The organism is Streptomyces sp. NPDC127068 (genome assembly GCF_042724695.1).
GTDB lineage: Bacteria > Actinomycetota > Actinomycetes > Streptomycetales > Streptomycetaceae > Streptomyces.
In genome coordinates, this window is sequence record NZ_JBHXEN010000013.1 from 95233 (window position 1) to 113599 (window position 18367).

Consider the following 18367-nt stretch of genomic DNA (forward strand, 5'->3'; position numbering starts at 1 on the left):
ATGGAGGTCCCCGCGCAGGACCTGCCCGCCCGGGTCCGCATCCACGAGGTGGGCCCGCGCGACGGACTCCAGAACGAGCAGGTGACCGTGCCCACCGCGGTGAAGGCGGAGTTCGTGCACCGCCTCGCCGACGCGGGCCTCACCACCATCGAGGCCACCAGTTTCGTCCATCCGAAGTGGGTGCCGCAGCTCGCCGACGCGGCGGAGCTGTACCCGCTGGTGCGCGAGCTGCACGACCGGCGGGGCGTCGCCCTGCCCGTGCTGGTGCCCAACGAACGGGGGCTGGACCGGGCGCTGGCGCTCGGCGCCCGCCGGCTCGCCGTCTTCGCCAGCGTCACCGAGTCCTTCGCCCGGGCCAATCTGAACCGCACGGTCGACGAGTCGCTGGCGATGTTCGCCCCGGTCGTCGCCCGGGCCAAGAGCGGTGCGCACGGCCCGGTCCACGTCCGCGGCTATCTGTCGATGTGCTTCGGCGACCCGTGGGAGGGCCCGGTGCCCGTCGCCCGGGTGGTGCGGGTGGGCAAGGCGCTGCTGGAGCTGGGCTGCGACGAACTCAGCCTCGGCGACACCATCGGCGTCGCCACCCCCGGCCACGTACTGGCGCTGCTCGCCGAGTTGAACGAGGAGGGGGTGCCCACCGACCGGATCGGGGTGCACTTCCACGACACCTACGGACAGGCGCTCGCGAACACCCTCGCCGCCCTCCAGCACGGGGTCACCACTGTCGACGCCTCGGCGGGCGGACTCGGCGGCTGCCCGTTCGCGAAGTCCGCCACCGGCAACCTCGCCACCGAGGACCTGGTGTGGATGTTGACCGGCCTCGGCATCGAGACCGGCGTCGACCTCGGCCGTCTCACCGCCACGAGCAGGTGGATGGCCGACCGGCTGGGCCGCCCCAGCCCGTCCCGAACCGTCCGCGCCCTGACCGGGACACCCGCGGACCCCTCCCCCGAGGACCCCACGGGCCGCACCGACCCTGCGAGCCCCACGGGCCCCACGGACCCCAAGGAGCAGCAGCCATGACGCTCGACCACCGGCTCGCCCCGGAACACGAGGAACTGCGGCGCACCGTCGCGGAGTTCGCACACGACGTGGTCGCGCCGAAGATCGGCGACTACTACGAGCGGCACGAGTTCCCGTACGAGATCGTGCGGGAGATGGGGCGCATGGGCCTGTTCGGGCTGCCGTTCCCGGAGGAGTACGGCGGGATGGGCGGCGACTACCTGGCGCTGGGGATCGTGCTGGAGGAGTTGGCCCGGGTCGACTCCTCGGTGGCGATCACCCTGGAGGCGGGGGTGTCGTTGGGCGCGATGCCGCTGTACCTGTTCGGGACGGAGGAGCAGAAGCGGACCTGGCTGCCCCGGCTGTGCTCGGGCGAGGTGCTGGGCGCGTTCGGGCTGACCGAGCCGGACGGCGGTTCCGACGCGGGGGCCACCCGCACCACGGCCCGGCGCGACGGGTCCACGGGCGAGTGGGTGATCAACGGCACCAAGTGCTTCATCACCAACTCCGGCACGGACATCACCGGGTTGGTCACCGTCACCGCGGTCACCGGGCGCACGGCGGACGGGCGCCCGCTGATCTCCTCGATCGTGGTGCCGTCCGGCACCCCGGGCTTCACCGTCGCCGCCCCCTACTCCAAGGTCGGGTGGAACGCCTCCGACACCCGGGAGCTGTCCTTCCGGGACGTACGGGTGCCGGCCGCGAACCTGCTGGGCGAGGAGGGCCGCGGGTACGCGCAGTTCCTCCGGGTGCTGGACGAGGGCCGCATCGCGATCGCCGCGCTGGCCACCGGGCTCGCCCAGGGGTGCGTGGACGAGTCGGTGAAGTACGCGAAGGAGCGGCACGCGTTCGGCCGGAACATCGGCTCGTACCAGGCGATCCAGTTCAAGATCGCCGACATGGAGGTGAAGGCGCACACCGCCCGGTTGGCCTGGCGGGACGCGGCGAGCCGACTGGTCACCGGGGAACCGTTCAAGAAGGAGGCCGCGCTGGCGAAGCTGTACGCGTCGACGGTGGCCGTCGACAACGCGCGGGAGGCCACCCAGGTCCACGGCGGGTACGGGTTCATGAACGAGTACCCGGTGGCCCGGATGTGGCGGGACTCCAAGATCCTGGAGATCGGCGAGGGCACCAGTGAGGTGCAGCGCATGCTGATCGCCCGTGAACTGGGGCTGGCGGGCTGAGCGGACGGGCTCCGGACCGCACCCGGAGCCCCCTCCCCGGCGGCGGGTTAGGGTGGGCTAACTCGCCCCCCCCGCGCAGCACCGATCGGAGTTGAGCACGTGCCCACCGCCGTGGCCGTAGCGTTCCGCTTCTTCCGCATGGAGGTCACCCGGGTGACCCCGCTCGGCCCGTCCCTGGTCCGGGTCACGTTCGGGGGCCCCGAGCTGACGGACATCGCGTCCGGCGGCCGGGACCAGAGCGTCTCGCTGTTCCTGCCGCAGCCGGGCGAACGGGACCCGCTGGTCCCGGTGGAGGCCGGCGAGGACTGGTGGCACGCCTGGCGCGCGCTGCCCGAGGCCGAGCGGGCGGTGATGCGCACGTACACGGTGCGGGCCCAGCGCCGCGCCCCGGACGGCGGCACGGAGATCGACATCGACCTCGCCCTGCACGGCGCCGGCGCACAGGGCCCCTCCGTCGCGGGGCCCGCCGCCCGGTGGGCCGCGCGGGCGGTTCCGGGCGACCGGGTGCTGCTCTACGGGCCCGCGGTCGAGGACAACCGGGCCGTGAAGTTCCGCCCGCCGCACGACACCGACCTGGTCCTGCTGTGGGCGGACGAGACGGCCCTGCCCGCCGCGGGGGCGATCCTGGAGTCCCTGCCGCCGGGGGTGCGGGCCCGCGCCTGGCTGGAGGTGCGCCACCCGGACGACCGGCAGGCGCTCGCCACCGATGCGGAGATCACCTGGCTGGTGGCGGCCGAGGGCGCCCCCGACGGACTGACCGCGATCCGCTCGGCCGACTGGCCCGGGGCCCGCGCCCCGTACGCGTGGATCGCCGGGGAGGCCGGCGCGGTGAAGGAACTGCGCCGGCACCTCGTCGGGGAGCGGGGCCTCGACCGCCGGTCGGTGACCTTCACCGGGTACTGGCGGCGCGGGCTGTCCGAGGACCGGATGCGGGCGGAGGGCGCCGGAGCGGAGTGACCCGCCCCCGCGCCCCCGGGTGTCAGTCCGACGACGCGGGCCAGGACACCTGCGGCGACCGGTGGTAGCGGATGCCCAACACGTCCCAGCGGGGCGCCTGCGCGGCGAGCCGCTGCCGGTAGGCGTCCCAGTCGTGGGTGGACCGCGGTGACCAGCCCAGCTCGGCCAGCCCGGGCAGTCGCGGGAAGGCCATGACCTCCAGCTCCGTCGAGGTCGACAGGGTCTCCGTCCACAGCGGCGCCTCGATCCCGAGCACCGCGTCCGCGGGCAGCCCGTCGAGGTACGCGTCCGGGTCCCAGTCGTAGGACCGGCGCACGTCCACCTTGCCCGCCCACTCCAGACCGAGGTAGGGGATGTCGGTGACCTCCGGGTACTGCATGTCCAGGTACGCCCGGTCGGCCGGCGAGAGCACCACCTCGGCGCCGTCCCGCGCGGCGCGCACCACCTCCTCGCGTTCGGCGTCGCCGGTCTCGTCGTAGCCCCAGTACTGGATGACCGCCCCGTCCACGGGGCGTGCGCCGGCGAGTTGGTGCCAGCCCATGACCCGCTTGCCGTAGCGGTTGACGACCTCCTGCGCCCGGTCCATGAAGGTCGCGTACTCGTCGGCGGGCGTCGCGTCGGCCTCGTCGCCGCCGATGTGGATGACCTCACCGGGCGTCAACTCGGCCAGCTCGCGGATCACGTCGTCCACGAAGTCGTACGTGATCTCCTCCGGCACGCACAGGGAGCTGAAGCCGACCTTGGTGCCCGTGTACGGTTCGCGGGCCTCGCCGTCGCAGTTCAGCTTGGGGTACGCGGTGAGCACGGCGTTGGTGTGACCGGGCATGTCGATCTCCGGTATGACCTCCAGGTACCGGGAGGCCGCGTACCGGACCAGTTCGCGGTACTGGTCCTTGGTGTAGTGACCGCCCTTGCCGCCGCCGACCTCGGTGGCGCCGCCCTTGACGGCCAGGTCCGGCCAGGAGTCCACGGCGAGCCGCCAGCCCTGGTCGTCGGAGAGGTGCAGGTGCAGCGTGTTCACCTTGTACAGGGCGAGTTGGTCGATGTACCGCTTCACCTCGTCGACGGTGAAGAAGTGCCGCGCCACGTCGAGCATGGCGCCCCGGTAGGCGTAACGCGGGGTGTCCCGGACGGTGCCGCCCGGCACGGTCCAGGGGCCGGACCGCGCGGTGCGCGCCTCCACGGCGGGCGGCAGCAGTTGGCGCAGCGTCTGGACGCCGTGGAACAGTCCGGCGGGCCGGCGCGCGGTGATCGTCACCGCCCGCTCCCCGCTCTCCAGCCGGTAGCCCTCCGCGCCGAGGTCCGCCTCGTCGGCGAGCAGCAGGCGGATGCCGTCGGCGCCGGCGTCCGCGGTGACGGGCAGGGCGTAGCCGGTGGAGGGGCGCAGCACGTCGGCGAGGTAGTCGGCGACCTCGCGGGCCTTGCGGGAGCCGCCCGGCACCCGGATGGGGGTGGTGGAGGTGATCCGGTAGGGGACCTCGCCCGGGGTGACCGAGGCGGGTGCCGGGATGACCCGGCCGAGCGCGGGGACGGCGGGTGCGGACGCGGCGCCGCCCCCGTCGCCGGATTCGGCGACGCAGGAGACGCCTGTGGCGGCGATGAGGAGCAACGAGCCGACGAGCAGTGACGATCGTCTGTGACGGGGGTTCACCAGCGGTCCCTTCGGGATGGTCCGGTCGAGCGTCGTGGACGGGCAGGGTGTGGTGAGGGCGCGGGTGTCGACCGGACCCGCCCGCACGCGTGGCCCGGCCGACGGGAACCACCATCCCTCCTCGGGGCGGATGGGAGAATCCCCGTATGGCGGAAATCATCCAGCGCGACGGAACATGGACCTTCGACGGGGGCACGCTGCGGCTCGTACCGGGCCGGGACAAGGGCGTGAGCCTGTTGCGCCGGACCCTGGGTGAACTGACCGTCCCGCTGGCGGCGGTGGCGGGCGTCTCGTTCGAACCGGGCCGCAAGTCGGGGCGGTTGAGACTGCGGCTGCGGGAGGGCGCCGACCCGCTGTTGCAGGCCGCGGGCGGTCACCTCACGGACGGGGGAGACCCGTACCAGCTGGGCGTGGACACGGACCGCGGCGGGGTGGCCGAGTACTTCGTGGACGAGGTCCGCAACGCGCTGCTGTTGGACGAGGTGCCGTCCGGGCCGACGGACGCGTACCTGTTGGCGGGCCCGGCGGTCCCCCTGTCGGTGCAGGCGGGCGACGGCACCGCGAGCTTCGACGGGGAGCACGTGCGGCTGGAGTGGAACTGGAAGACGGAGGAGGCGAAGGCCGCGGCGGGGACCCGGTCGATGCCCGTCGACACCATCCAGGCGGTGGAGTGGCAGCCGTCCGCCGGGCTGGAGAACGGTTTCATCCGGTTCATGTTGAAGAACGTCCCGGCGACCAAGGCCCCGCCGAAGTACGACCCGCACGCGGTGGTCCTGTGGGGTTTCCGCAAGGACCCGCTGATGGCGCTGATCGCCGCGGCGGTGCAGGCCCGGCTGCCGCACCCGGGGGGCGCGGCAGCAGCCCGGGGCGCGCTCCCCCGGGACGCCGCGGCCCCGGCGCTCGCGCAGGCCGAGCCGCCGTCCGCGCAGGGGGCGACCGAGGACGATCACGATGCGCTGTTGCGGCGGCTGCGGGAGCTGGGTGAGCTGCGGCAGGCGGGGGTGCTGACGGAGGAGGAGTTCACCTCCGCCAAGCAGGCGGTGCTCCGCCGCATGTGACCCGGCGAAGCCGGGGTGGTCCGGCTGCGCATGCCCCCGCGTCCGTGACCGGGAGGCGCACGAACGGGGCGATCGAGTGGTCCCGAGTGGCAATCGGGCTCCCACCTGCCCGAAAACGGGCAGGATTCTTGCGAAACTCCCCCCGGTCGCCCAGGATCATCGGGTGCACGACGACCTGGTTGATCATCTGACGCGCAGTACGCCGCTGAGCCGCGGCGAGGCACTGCGGGTGATCCAGGACGTCCTCGCGTACTTCGACGAGACGACGGAGGCGTACGTCCGTCGCCGCCACCGCGAACTCCAGGGTCAGGGCCTGGTGAACGCGGAGATCTTCGAACGGATCGAGGCGGACCTGAACTACCGCGCGGTCGCGCCGCCGACCCTCTCACTGAGGCAGCTGCGCCGCATCGTCTACGGCTAGCGGTGGCCCCGGCCACCCGAGCGACAGAAATATAGGGGAAAGCGTTCTATGTGCGGAATCGTCGGATACATCGGCAGGCGTGACGTGGCCCCGCTGCTCCTGGAAGGGTTGCAGCGGCTGGAGTACCGGGGCTACGACTCGGCCGGTGTGGTGATCACCGGCCCGAAGGCCAGCGGGCTCAAGATGATCAAGGCCAAGGGACGGGTCCGGGACCTGGAGGCCCGCGTCCCCAAGCGCTTCAACGGCACCACCGGCATCGCCCACACCCGCTGGGCCACCCACGGCGCCCCCTCCGACGAGAACGCCCACCCGCACCTGGACGCCTCCGGCAAGGTCGCCATCGTCCACAACGGCATCATCGACAACGCCTCCGACCTGCGCGCCAAGCTCACCGCCGAGGGCGTGGAGTTCCTCTCCGAGACCGACACCGAGGTCCTCACCCACCTCATCGCCCGCAGCGACGCCCCCACCCTGGAGGAGAAGGTCCGCACGGCGCTGCGCCTGATCGAGGGCACCTACGGCGTCGCCGTGCTGCACGCCGACTTCGCCGACCGGATCGTGGTCGCCCGCAACGGCTCCCCGGTCGTCCTCGGGATCGGCGAGAAGGAGATGTTCGTCGCCTCCGACGTGGCGGCGTTGGTCACCCACACCCGTCAGATCGTCACCCTCGACGACGGCGAGATGGCGACCCTGAAGGCCGACGACTTCCGCACCTACACCACCGAGGGCACCCGCACCACGGCCTCCCCGACCACCGTGGAGTGGGAGGCCGAGTCGTACGACATGGGCGGCCACGACACGTACATGCACAAGGAGATCCACGAGCAGGTCGACGCCGTGGACCGGGTGCTGCGCGGCCGGATCGACGACCGGTTCTCCACCGTGCACCTCGGCGGGCTGAACCTCGACGCCCGCGAGGCCCGTGCGGTGCGCCGGGTGAAGATCCTCGGCTGCGGCACCTCGTACCACGCGGGGATGATCGGCGCCCAGATGATCGAGGAGCTGGCCCGCATCCCCGCCGACGCCGAGCCCGCCTCGGAGTTCCGCTACCGCAACCCGGTGGTGGACCCGGACACCCTCTACATCGCGGTCTCCCAGTCCGGTGAGACGTACGACGTGCTGGCCGCCGTCCAGGAGCTGAAGCGCAAGGGCGCCCGGGTGCTCGGCGTGGTCAACGTGGTCGGTTCGGCGATCGCCCGGGAGGCCGACGGCGGGGTGTACGTGCACGCGGGTCCCGAGGTGTGCGTCGTGTCCACCAAGTGCTTCACCAACACCACCGTCGCGTTCGCGCTGCTCGCCCTGCACCTGGGCCGCACCCGCGACCTGTCGGTGGCGGACGGCAAGCGGATGATCGAGGGGCTGCGCCGGCTGCCCGGCCAGATCTCGGAGATCCTCAAGCAGGAGGACGACATCAAGCGGCTGGCGAAGGACTTCGCCGAGGCCCGCTCGATGATGTTCATCGGCCGGGTGCGCGGCTACCCGGTGGCCCGCGAGGCGTCCTTGAAGCTCAAGGAGGTCTCCTACATCCACGCCGAGGCGTATCCGGCCTCCGAGCTGAAGCACGGCCCGCTGGCACTGATCGAGCCGGCGCTCCCGACGGTCGCGATCGTCCCCGACGACGACCTGTTGGAGAAGAACCGCGCGGCCCTGGAGGAGATCAAGGCCCGCAGCGGTCGCATCCTCGCGGTGGCCCACCAGGAGCAGGAGAAGGCCGACCGGACGATCGTCGTGCCCAAGAACGAGGACGAGCTGGACCCGATCCTCATGGGCATCCCCCTGCAACTGCTGGCGTACCACACGGCGTTGGCCCTCGGTCGGGACATCGACAAGCCGCGCAACCTCGCCAAGTCCGTGACGGTGGAGTAGCCGTACGCACCAGTGGCCCCCGTACGGCTGCCCTGCGGCGTACGGGGACCACTCGGGTGCCGGGGGTGCCCACCGCCCCGGCTGCCGCTGCCTCAGCCGGTGGCCGTCACCCCCCGGCCGGCAGCGCGTCGGGGGAGGGCGGTCGGCCAGTGCGCGAGGGCGGCGGTGGCCGCGTACCAGGCGACGAGGCCGGCGACGGCGGCGAACCAGCCCCCGATCTCGGCGAGGGAACCCGATTCGGCGAACTGCCCCACGGCGAGCAGCAGGAGGGCGACGGCCGTCAGCCCGTAGGTGCCCCGGTCCAGGAGCGGGTCACTGGGCGCACCAGCGGTCAGGCTCACCGCGACCAGCGCGAACAACAGCAGGAACAGGCCGGCCGCGTTGTGCGACACCAGCCCGTCGGCGCCGATCCCCCAGGTGAACCAGAGGGCGCCGAACGCGGCGAACGCCGTGCCGGTGAAGGTGTCCTGGTCGCGTAGGGCCAACAGGCCGGCGAGGAACAGCGTGACCCCGCCGACGTAGGTGGCGAGGGTGACGGCGTCGGCCGCCGTGACGCCGTCGATGACTCCGGTGTGACCGACGCCGAAGGCCAACAGCGTGAGGCCGAGCGCGAGATGACCGAGGGTGGAGGTGCTGCTTCCCGCTGAGACTTGGCTGTTCACGGCGGGCTCCCTTCGCATGCAGTCGTGCTGCTTGGTGTGGGGCCGCTGGGTTGCGACCCGCGAGCGCTATGTACCCGCCAGTCGGTCACGATCCACCCCTACGCGCGAGTAGATTTGTCGACCTTCAGCACCCGCGCGCGCCGGGCGCGCGAAACGGGGAAGTACCGCATCTCGTGTGGGGCCACCGGGAGTTCAGGTTCCCTGGGCGCCCCGAGCACCCAGAGTTCCCGGAGTGTCTGGAGTGTCTGGAGCGTCTGGTGCGCCCTGCCGTGCGGATGTCACGAACGGGGCGGAAGTGGCCACCGAAGGGCGGCGGGTTACGGGATGACGACGACCGGGCGCTGCGCACGGCGGGCCAGCCGTCCGGCGACGGAGCCGAAGATCCGCCCGACGATGCCGTGCGTGGAGCCCACCACGATGGCGTCGGCCTCGTACTCCCGGCCGACCTCCTCCAGTTCGTGACAGATGTCGCCACCGCGCTCCACCAGGATCCAGGGCACCTCTGCGAGGTAGTCCGCGCAGGCGAGTTCGAGGCCCAGGACCTCCGTGCGGTGATCGGGCACGTCCACGAAGACGGGGGGTTCGCACCCGGCCCAGACCGTGGTGGGCAGCCGATTGGCCACGTGCACGATGATCAGGCCGGAGCCCGAGCGGTGGGCCATGCCGATGGCGTAGGCGAGGGCGCGTTCGCTGGAGGTGGACCCGTCGAAGCCGACGACGACTCCGTGCTTGAAGGCGGGATCGCAGGGGTGACGTGACTCTTCCGCCGCCAGCGGGTCGGCCGTCGGATCGACGACCTGGCGCTTGCGGTCCGCGGGTTCGAAGGATTCGTGACCGGCCATGGGTGTCTCGGCGAAGAAGATCCTCTGAGGAGGGGCGGCTGCTTGCTGTGTTCGCTGTCTTCTCGGGGATGCGGCTGTCAAGGAAGGTCAAGTGTGCCGGGAGGGCCGGCTGGTCGATCCGGGCGGGCTGGTCGGACGGGAACGGTGGTGAAGGTCCGATACCCGGAGCCGTGTCCGGGAATCATCTTCCCAACCCCCTACCCCCAAGGGTACGGCGACACTCCCCTCCTGCCCAGCGAGCCGTGCCCGCCCCGAAGAGCGCGCACTCGACGCCGCGCGCACCACAGGGCACGTCTCGGCGACGCACCCCGGAGCATGCACGAGCGGCCGGCCCGCTGGCAATGGTGACTGGCGGGTACAGCCGCTTCCGGTCCGGAGGGGGTGCGGTCTCGGACAGCAGTTGGTTCAATATCAGACGACCTCCACTTGACCGTTATGGACGCTATACGCCGTATAGACGCCCAGGGCCACCATCTCCCGACCCCCATGCACCCTCCCCCCGCCACCACCCCGCACCCACGGGACCCCCCGCCCCCCGCCCCTACGCCGCACCCACCGCCACCCCCGACGGGCAGTCCGCACGGTGACCCCGGGGCGGGTGCGGGCGTTGGTCTTTGCGAACCCTTGCCCATGGCTGTGCAAACACCCCCACTACCCCTCCCCCGCCACCCGGCGGGACCACCACGACCGGGACGGCACACGGGGCGACCCCCTCGGCACACCCTCCCCCTCCCACCCCCCTCACCACCCCCAAGAACCTCGCAGGAGCAACCGAAACGCCGGGGCACCCCGACCGGGCGACGGAGCGGCACCGCACGACACGCCCCCCGAGGCGGCGCCGCCCCGCGACACGACTCCGCAGGGGCGTACACCGCATGAACGTGTCGACACCGGGCACCCGCCGGGCAGCTGACCGATTCCGGCGTACAGCTACGAAAGATTTCAGCCAACTTGGCTAGGGGTCGCTTTCTTTGGTCCAGACCCCTCCCACCCCCGCTCCCACCAGGAAAGAAAGGAGCGGCGGCCGGTTTCGCACCCTACGTGGACCGGCCATGCGCCGAATGCGCACTTCCCTGAGCGCTCCCGGAGTGCCACGCTTCGTGATCGAATGCTTTACGCCAAGTTGCCATGTCGACAATGCACCGGGGTGCAGAAGTGGTCACGCGGGCACCACGGGACACAGTAGATTCGATCATGACTGTCTTACGGCGGGGGACTCGTGCAGGACCGAGGGGAATTGTGCTGGAGCGACAGGCCCGACACGTTAGGGACGCCGCGACCACTGAGGGGGGCTTAGCCACATGAGCCACGACTCCACGACCGCGAGCGACACCGTTGTCCGGAAACTATCCGGGCGCCGCCGCAGGGAAATCGTCGCGGTACTCCTGTTCAGCGGCGGCCCCATCTTCGAGAGTTCGATCCCGCTCTCGGTGTTCGGCATCGACCGCCAGGACGCCGGCGTACCCCGGTACCGCCTCCTGGTGAGCGCCGGCGAAGACGGACCGCTGCGCACCACCGGCGGACTCGAACTCACCGCGCCCCACGGCCTGGAGGCGATCGCCCGCGCCGGGACGGTGGTCGTCCCCGCCTGGCGGTCGATCACCGCGCCGCCCCCCGAGGAGGCGCTCGACGCACTGCGCCGCGCCCACGAGGAGGGCGCCCGGATCGTCGGCCTGTGCACGGGCGCGTTCGTGCTCGCCGCGGCCGGCCTCCTCGACGGACGCCCGGCCACCACCCACTGGATGTACGCACCGACCCTCGCCAAACGGTACCCGTCGGTCCATGTGGACCCGCGGGAGCTGTTCGTCGACGACGGCGACGTCCTCACCAGCGCGGGCACGGCCGCGGGCATCGACCTGTGCCTGCACATCGTGCGGACCGACCACGGCAACGAGGCGGCGGGCGCCCTCGCCCGCAGGCTGGTCGTGCCACCCCGGCGCAGCGGCGGCCAGGAGCGCTACCTCGACAGGTCTTTACCAGAAGAGATCGGCGCCGACCCCCTCGCGGAGGTCGTCGCCTGGGCCCTGGAGCACCTGCACGAGCAGTTCGACGTGGAGACCCTGGCGGCCCGCGCCTACATGAGTCGCCGGACCTTCGACCGACGGTTCCGTTCGCTCACGGGCAGCGCACCCCTCCAGTGGTTGATCACCCAGCGGGTCCTCCAGGCGCAGCGGCTCCTGGAGACCTCCGACTACTCGGTCGACGAGGTGGCGGGCCGTTGCGGCTTCCGCTCCCCCGTCGCGCTGCGCGGGCACTTCCGGCGTCAGCTGGGCTCCTCGCCGGCCGCGTACCGCGCGGCCTACCGGGCGCGCCGTCCGCAGGGCGAGAAGCTGCTCGACGCCGGTGCGCTGACCGGGCCGGACTCACCCGTACCGGCCCAGGCACGCCGGCCCGCCACGGCCGGTGCGCTGAGCCCGCACGGACACGTGTCCGCCGACCCGGGGCGGCACGCACACAGCTCGGACATGTACGCATCAGGGCTGATGGGACGCCCGAGCCTGCCCGGCCAGCGGAGCGCGCCTTAGGGTAAGACCCATGAACGATCGCATGGTGTGGATCGACTGCGAGATGACGGGCCTCTCGCTGGCGAACGACGCGCTCATCGAGGTGGCCGCACTGGTCACCGATTCCGAGCTGAACGTCCTCGGCGACGGAGTGGACATCGTGATCCGCCCGCCGGACGAGGCGCTGGAGACCATGCCCGAGGTGGTGCGGCAGATGCACACCGCCTCGGGCCTCCTCGCCGAGCTGGCGGGCGGCACCACGCTGCCCGACGCCCAGGAACGGGTCCTCGCGTACCTGCGCGAGCACGTGAAGGAACCGGGCAAGGCCCCGCTGTGCGGAAACTCGGTCGGCACCGACCGCGGTTTCCTCTCCCGGGACATGCCCGAGCTGGAGTCCTACCTCCACTACCGGATCGTGGACGTCTCCTCCGTCAAGGAGCTGGCCCGACGCTGGTACCCGAGGGCGTACTTCAACAGCCCCGACAAGAGCGGCAACCACCGGGCGCTCGCGGACATCCGCGAGTCGATCGCCGAGCTGCGCTACTACCGGGAGGCGATCTTCGTCCCCCAGCCCGGACCCGACTCGGAAACCGCTCGGACGATCGCCGCGCGTCATGTGGTGCCCGCCGCCCCGACCCCGTAGAAACACGTGCGCGAGCACCCTCCAGGACCCTGTACACTTTTTCTCGGCCGGTCGGTAAACCGCAAGGTGAACCGCCGCTCGTGGTGGGTGTAGCTCAGCTGGTAGAGCACCTGGTTGTGGTCCAGGATGTCGCGGGTTCAAGTCCCGTCACTCACCCTCAATGATCAAGGGTCGACCTGCACGCCGGGTCGGCCCTTGATCCGTTTCACGGGAACAGTGCGCGCCGGTCGGGTCAGCGTGGGGTCAGCGCCCGCCGCGCCCCGTGGATCACGTTCTGTGCGTCGGCTCCGTACACCGCGGACGCCTGCAACGTCTTCCAGGTGCGGAGATACAGAGCGATGTTCGCGGCGTCGTCGAGCCACAGTTCCGCGTGCCAGTCCTCAGTGGCGACCAGTCGCTCATCGAGGATCCAGAATCCGTTGGCGGCCGGGATACGCAGCGACGCACCCAGCGGGATGACGCCGAGCTCTACGGTGTCCATGCCGATCGTCCCGGCAAGCCGGTCTAGCTGTGCGACGAGCACCTGCGGCGGGCACACCAGGGCACGCAGGGCTGCTTCCCACACGAGCGCGCGCAGTAGACGACCCCCCTGGTACAGCCACGTCTGCCGCTCCATCCGGGAGCGCACAGCGGCGTCGGTGTCCCGGACTGTCCCGTGGAGGTCGGCGTACCGCAGGAACACGGCCCGTGCGTAGTCCGCGGTCTGGAGCATGCCAGGAATGACGGACTCCTCCCAGACCTGGATGAGTCGGGCCTGATCGACGGCACCGTTCCAGGTGTCCTGGACCGGGCGGTGCCCGGCGCCGAGCTGGCGGCGCCAGGACCGGATGTGTGACTCGAAACCCTGGAGGCGGGCCAGCAGTTCACTGGCCAGGTTCGGGTGCCCAGTGGCATCGGCCCAGTCGCGTAGATCATCCGGGGTGGCGGTCTGTCGACCGCCCTCCAGCTTGTAGATCTTCGAGTGCGGCCAGCCGAGCAGCTGCGCCAGCTGGGGCCCGGTGAGACGACCATCAGGGGCGGACAGGCGCAACTCGCGTAAGCGTGCGCCGAGGGCCTCTCGCGCCTGCTGGTAGTCGGTACTCACCGGCGCCGGTTCAGCCCTTCAGGTCGAGGCGGGCTGCGAACTGGTCGTAGGGGATGGACGCGCTCGTGGCCCCGTCCCGGACCTGGCAGTAGCGAAGCACTTCGGCGGGCTCTGTGATGACCTCGACGTCGTGGAAGGCGTCTTCGTCATCGAAGCGGAGGATCGCCACGAGGCGGGAGTCGAACAGCCAGAAGTCCTCGGCGGGCAGGCGTGCCCGCCCGGCGTCCTGGCGCCAAACGCACCTGGCGTCCTCGCCCGTGGCCGCATTGCACCGGGCGTAGGAGAGGAGGAACAGCTGCCCCTCGGTCGGCGGCTGGTCGATGACACGGACCCGGCCCACGTACTTCCCGGCAGAGGTCTGGCTGGTGATGTTCCGGCACCAGTCGCTGTCGATGTCCATGGGCGCGGTGCCGGTCTTGAGGAACTCTGCGTATCCCTCGTCGTCACGGTCGGAGGCGTAGCCACGACGGGTCTCAAGGTGCCAGGCCGAGTGTTCGAAGGTCTGGAAGAGCTGGCTGAACTCGTCGAGGTCGATCAGCTTGGGCACGCGGTCCATCTCCTTGGGGCCGTGGTTAACGAGCAGTTCGCGGGGCACGGCCACCGCGGCATCGCCGGGTCCGAAGTGTTGCAGCTGGGCCAGGTCAGACGGGTCCGTGAGCGGACGGCCTTGGACGATGATCTCGTCACTGTTGACGTCCTCGTGTACGGCAGGGCACGCGCCGTTCTTGCTGTCGGTGCCGTTGAACCTGAGCTGTCGCGCCATGGTTCCCCTCCGTTGCCGATGTGTCGCCTTCAGCATCGTCACGCCGGGCACCTGGTACACAGCGTGCCCCCCGTTTCGTGAGACTACGAGAGAACAACTGGCCAGACCACGAGAACATTCGCGACCACGGCATGGCAGTGCGGGCCGCGGCCTCCGTACGGTCCCGACATGACCAACCCGCAGTCGACCGACATCGACCCCTTCTCCGCGGTCGTCGCCTTCGCGCCCGAGCCGGAGACGACTCCGCCTGAGCTGCTGACCGACCGGCTGGTGGAGTGGGCCGCTGAAGTGGACCACTCGATGCGGGCCGCGGTCACCGCGCTCCTCCAGGAGGACGTCATCCTGGCCCGAGCGGATGTCCGTGCCCTGCTCCTGGTCGACACGGGGATGCGGGTGTACTGCGAGTGGACCCGGTTCGAGGACCAGTACCGCAAGGCCCTCGTCCTCGACACGAGCGAGCGGGCGTTCCTCGACTTCGTCGTGGCGATCGCCTTCCCGCGGACGGTGCCCTTGTGGCCGCTGGAACACCTGGGTGAGCGGCGCCTCGCGATCATCCTGCGGGCACTGGCCGCACGCGGAGGGTCGGACACGATCGCGGTGGGGGTGCGTACGTGACGGTTTCCCCCACGGCCGCGTTCAGGCCCCGCGGCGGTCCGCGGTCTCCTCCTGGCGGCGGCGGAGGACCGGCGTCAGGTAGTCGACGGGCCGGCCGCCCAGTTCCCCGGCCACCTCGGTCAGCTCGGCGAGCGAGCGGACGAAGGCGATCCGGTCCAGCTCCGGTTCGCGCCCCTCGGCCCGCTCGGCGGACGCCAGGGCATCGAAGCGGGCGCGCAGCTCCTCGGCCGACCGGGGCGGGGCGAGGTGGACCACGCCCAGGCTGCCGTTGCCGCCCCGGGTGATCCCCCACAGCCGCGGCTGCGGGGGATCGAGCTCCACTCCGACCTCCTCGACCAGTTCCCGAGCCGCCTCCCGGGCCAGCGCCGCCTGGTCCAGCGCCGCCCCGGGCGCCGGCGGCTCCACGCCGCCGCCGGGCAGCAGCCACCGCCCCGGGGAAGCCGTCCAGGACGCCATCCGGCCCGCCAGCAGGCTCCCGTCGTCCACCGGCTGGATGACGCTCACGAACAGCGAGGGCAGCCAGTCGGTGTTGCCGGGCACGCGGCGCAGGGCGCGGTGCCGGAAGGTCAGTCGGGCCCAGGAGACGGTGAGGTCGCCGTCCTGCGGGCCACCGTGCCGCTCCAGCCCCGCGCAGCCCGTCACGGGCCCGTCGAAGAGGTGCGGATTGGCCCGGACCGCCTCGTCCCAGATCCGGTCCCGGGCCGCCTCGTCCTCGGGGGAGGGTTTCGGTGCCTCGACCTCGGCCAGGTGGATGCGGTGAACGTCCAGGAGTTCGGCGCCCGTTGCGGGGAGGGTGTCGGTCATCGGCCCATCGTAGGGTCGGGTGGACGGCCGCCACCTGCGACGCCACCCGACCCCACCCGCCGACCTACCGGGTCAGGACGAGGCCCGCGCCACGAGCTCCGTGGGCAGGACCACCTGACGCCCCGGGTCGCGACGGCGGGCGCGGGGGTCCTTGGCGATCTCGTCCAGCAGCACCCCCGTCATGGTGCGGCCCATGTCCTCGATGGGCTGCCGGACGCTCGTCAGCGGAGGGTCCATGTGGCGGGCGATCGCGGAGTCGTCGAAGCCGACGAGGGCCACGTCGTCGGGAATCCGGCGCCCCCGGGCGCGCAGGGCCTGCCGGGCGCCCGCCGCCATCACGTCGGAGGCGGCGAACACCGCGTCCACGTCGGGCCGGCGGTCCAGCAGTTCGGCCATCGCCCGCTGCCCGCCCCGCTCGGTGAAGTCGCCGGGGGCCACCAGTTCCTCCTCCACCCGGCGGCCCGCCTCGCGCAGGGCGTCACGGTAACCGTCCACCCGGCGCCGGGCCCCGTACACATCGGGACGGCCGGTGATCGTGGCGACCGTGCGGCGTCCCCGGGCGACGAGGTGGGTGACGGCGGCCCGTGCACCCGCGTAGTTGTCCGCGTCGACGGCCGGCAGGAGTTCCCGCCCCGACCGACGCCCGCTGATCACCGTGGGGATGTAGAGCTGCGCGAGCAGGTCGGGCAGCGTGTCGTCGACGTGGACGGAGACCAGCAGCACCCCGTCCACCCGGTGGGCCGCCAGATACTGCGCGAGGCGCCGCCGCTCACGGTCACTGCCGGCGAACACCATCAGCAACTGGAGTTCCGTCTCGGCCAGTTCGGCACCGATTCCGCGCAGGATGTCGGAGAAGTACGGTTCGGCGAAGAACCGGGTCTCGGGCTCGGGAACGACCAGGGCGACCGCGTCCGTGCGGTTCGCGGCGAGCGCCCGGGCCGCCGTGTTGGGGACGTAGCCCAGTTCCGCGATGGCCGACTGGACGGTGGCCCGCGTGGTGTCGCTGACCCGTGGCGAGCCGTTGATCACCCGGGACACCGTGCCCCGGCCCACGCCCGCGCGGGCGGCGACCTCCTCCAGGGTGGGTCGTCCGCTGCCCCGCCCACGTGCCCCTTGAACCGTCATCACCGGCAGCCTCCCGTAGTAGCTCCGCAGCCTGACCCGGCTCGGTCCGCATCCCGGACGTCGGCGGTCCTCGGTGGTGCCGCACCGCGACCGGACGCCCGCACCACCGCACCGCCGTTCGGCGGGTGCCGCTCCGGAAGAGGCCAGGAATCTAGCAGCCTTCCGGCCGGGCCCCGTACGACCGCGCACCGGTCGGACTGCTACCGGACGCGGGCCGAACGGGAAGTTGACCGGGCCCGGGTCCGGGGCCGGGTCCGGACCCGGGCTCGGCGACTGAGCCCGGTGCGCCCCGGCCGCGTGGGGGAAGCGTCGGCCGGGGCGCAGGGTGGGGGTGGTGCCGTGGGGGGCGTGGGGGTTCCTTCTCTTCTGTGCGGGAGCTTGGGGGATCTCCTTGGGGGACTTTCTCGGGGAACTTCTTGTGGGGGGGCGGGCCGGCCGGGCGTGGAGGAAGGGGGCCCGGGCCGGCCCGGTCTGGGGGACCAGGTGGGGGGAATCCAGTGGGGATGTTCCGGTCAGGAACCTGGACCCTGGCGGTGGATCGAACGGCGACCGCCTTGGTGCGGGCGGAGCCGGGCTCCTCCCGGCCGGTGCGGATGGCCCGGTCCGGGAGGTCGTGCGCGGGGTGGGGGGAGGAGTCCGCGAACGAGGCGATCACCGTGCGGGTCCCGCGCGTGGGGAGCGGGACCGGGTGTGGGGGGCCGCGAGGGGCTGGGGGACCCGCTCGCAGTGGGTGTGGCACTGCCCGTGGCCCGTCGGGACGGCTGTGGGGTGGCGCCGTCGTCGAAGGAACCGCGGGCGTGGGTGGGCTGCCGGTCCGCCGGGTCCTGGCCGCCGTTGGCGGCGAACCCGGCGGAGACGGTCCGGCCCGGGCCCGACTCCCCGTACCGGGAGGCGGAACTCACGGTGAAGTGCTGTCCGTTGACCGTGGAGATCGCGTCCCGTGGAGCGTGGGGCCCAGTACCCGACGGCAGGTCGGACGTGGGGGTCCGGTCCGTCTGGGGAGTGTCCGGTCCGTTCGACGCCGCGCGCAGGCCGGGGTAACCGCCCGGCCCCGCACTGAGCTCGGTGCGCACGGCGTCGACCGTCGCGGCCCGGGTCGCACCCCTCGCTCGACGGGCACCCGGAACGACGACGGGCGCGGCGAGGGGCGCGGCGACCGCTTGGGGGCGGCTTCCGGTCCGACATC

Annotated in this window: 16 protein-coding genes and 1 tRNA gene; 10 read left to right on the forward strand and 7 right to left on the reverse strand. The window is 72.0% G+C overall.

The features are described 5' to 3' along the window. From ACFWIA_RS10805 to ACFWIA_RS10815, 3 genes are all read left to right on the forward strand, one after another. Complete coding sequence (locus ACFWIA_RS10805; protein ID WP_387002625.1) at nucleotides 1-1023, forward strand: hydroxymethylglutaryl-CoA lyase; 1023 nt, start codon at nucleotides 1-3, stop codon at nucleotides 1021-1023. Next, nucleotides 1020-2186 carry an acyl-CoA dehydrogenase family protein gene (locus ACFWIA_RS10810; protein WP_387002523.1) on the forward strand — a complete coding sequence of 389 codons (1167 nt, stop codon included), beginning with the start codon at nucleotides 1020-1022 and terminating at the stop codon, nucleotides 2184-2186. Before ACFWIA_RS10805 ends, ACFWIA_RS10810 begins: the two co-directional genes overlap by 4 nt. 99 nt (nucleotides 2187-2285) lie before the next feature. Then, complete coding sequence (locus ACFWIA_RS10815; protein ID WP_387002525.1) at nucleotides 2286-3143, forward strand: siderophore-interacting protein; 858 nt, start codon at nucleotides 2286-2288, stop codon at nucleotides 3141-3143. Between the two features lie 22 nt (nucleotides 3144-3165). Here ACFWIA_RS10815 and ACFWIA_RS10820 read toward each other — a convergent pair whose 3' ends face one another. After that, nucleotides 3166-4794, reverse strand: a complete 1629-nt coding sequence (locus ACFWIA_RS10820; RefSeq protein ID WP_387002527.1) for a beta-N-acetylhexosaminidase — start codon at nucleotides 4792-4794, stop codon at nucleotides 3166-3168. A gap of 146 nt (nucleotides 4795-4940) precedes the next feature. Here ACFWIA_RS10820 and ACFWIA_RS10825 point away from each other — a divergent pair, with 146 nt between their 5' ends. The 3 genes from ACFWIA_RS10825 (at nucleotide 4941) to glmS (ending at nucleotide 8139) form a co-directional block, all read left to right on the forward strand. Further along, nucleotides 4941-5852, forward strand: coding sequence for a DUF4429 domain-containing protein (locus ACFWIA_RS10825; RefSeq protein ID WP_387002529.1), 912 nt, complete (start codon nucleotides 4941-4943; stop codon nucleotides 5850-5852). A gap of 163 nt (nucleotides 5853-6015) precedes the next feature. Further along, nucleotides 6016-6273 carry a hypothetical protein gene (locus ACFWIA_RS10830; protein WP_385487141.1) on the forward strand — a complete coding sequence of 86 codons (258 nt, stop codon included), beginning with the start codon at nucleotides 6016-6018 and terminating at the stop codon, nucleotides 6271-6273. 48 nt (nucleotides 6274-6321) lie between these two features. After that, nucleotides 6322-8139 carry a glutamine--fructose-6-phosphate transaminase (isomerizing) gene (gene glmS / locus ACFWIA_RS10835; RefSeq protein ID WP_387002531.1) on the forward strand — a complete coding sequence of 606 codons (1818 nt, stop codon included), beginning with the start codon at nucleotides 6322-6324 and terminating at the stop codon, nucleotides 8137-8139. A gap of 92 nt (nucleotides 8140-8231) precedes the next feature. Here glmS and ACFWIA_RS10840 read toward each other — a convergent pair whose 3' ends face one another. Together ACFWIA_RS10840 and ACFWIA_RS10845 are read right to left on the reverse strand one after the other, a co-directional pair. Further along, nucleotides 8232-8801, reverse strand: a complete 570-nt coding sequence (locus tag ACFWIA_RS10840) for a GPR1/FUN34/YaaH family transporter (RefSeq protein ID WP_387002532.1) — start codon at nucleotides 8799-8801, stop codon at nucleotides 8232-8234. Nucleotides 8802-9118: 317 nt separating this feature from the next. Further along, complete coding sequence (locus ACFWIA_RS10845; RefSeq protein WP_385487135.1) at nucleotides 9119-9643, reverse strand: universal stress protein; 525 nt, start codon at nucleotides 9641-9643, stop codon at nucleotides 9119-9121. A gap of 1301 nt (nucleotides 9644-10944) precedes the next feature. Between ACFWIA_RS10845 and ACFWIA_RS10850 the strand changes: the two genes are divergently transcribed. The 3 genes from ACFWIA_RS10850 to ACFWIA_RS10860 all read left to right on the forward strand — a co-directional run bounded on the left by ACFWIA_RS10850 (nucleotide 10945) and on the right by ACFWIA_RS10860 (nucleotide 12946). Next, entirely contained in the window at nucleotides 10945-12168 is a 1224-nt protein-coding gene (locus tag ACFWIA_RS10850; RefSeq protein WP_387002534.1) for a helix-turn-helix domain-containing protein, read from the forward strand. Between the two features lie 10 nt (nucleotides 12169-12178). Continuing rightward, entirely contained in the window at nucleotides 12179-12790 is a 612-nt protein-coding gene (gene orn / locus ACFWIA_RS10855; protein ID WP_387002536.1) for an oligoribonuclease, read from the forward strand. 83 nt (nucleotides 12791-12873) lie between these two features. After that, nucleotides 12874-12946, forward strand: a tRNA-His gene (locus ACFWIA_RS10860). Between the two features lie 76 nt (nucleotides 12947-13022). Here ACFWIA_RS10860 and ACFWIA_RS10865 read toward each other — a convergent pair. Together ACFWIA_RS10865 and ACFWIA_RS10870 are read right to left on the reverse strand one after the other, a co-directional pair. Next, nucleotides 13023-13874 (reverse strand): helix-turn-helix domain-containing protein, encoded by an 852-nt coding sequence (locus ACFWIA_RS10865; protein WP_387002538.1) that lies wholly within the window; start codon nucleotides 13872-13874, stop codon nucleotides 13023-13025. A gap of 10 nt (nucleotides 13875-13884) precedes the next feature. Beyond that, nucleotides 13885-14637, reverse strand: a complete 753-nt coding sequence (locus tag ACFWIA_RS10870) for a DUF6879 family protein (RefSeq protein WP_387002540.1) — start codon at nucleotides 14635-14637, stop codon at nucleotides 13885-13887. A 168-nt stretch (nucleotides 14638-14805) separates the two neighbouring features. On the opposite strand from ACFWIA_RS10870, the gene ACFWIA_RS10875 reads away from it, so the two are divergent. Beyond that, on the forward strand, nucleotides 14806-15252 hold the full coding sequence (locus ACFWIA_RS10875) for a hypothetical protein (RefSeq protein WP_387002542.1): 447 nt from the start codon (nucleotides 14806-14808) through the stop codon (nucleotides 15250-15252). 21 nt (nucleotides 15253-15273) lie between these two features. Here ACFWIA_RS10875 and ACFWIA_RS10880 read toward each other — a convergent pair whose 3' ends face one another. Continuing rightward, nucleotides 15274-16056, reverse strand: coding sequence for an NUDIX domain-containing protein (locus tag ACFWIA_RS10880; RefSeq protein ID WP_387002544.1), 783 nt, complete (start codon nucleotides 16054-16056; stop codon nucleotides 15274-15276). 72 nt (nucleotides 16057-16128) lie between these two features. Next, entirely contained in the window at nucleotides 16129-17181 is a 1053-nt protein-coding gene (locus tag ACFWIA_RS10885) for a LacI family DNA-binding transcriptional regulator (protein ID WP_387002545.1), read from the reverse strand. Between the last annotated feature and the right edge of the window lie 1186 nt (nucleotides 17182-18367).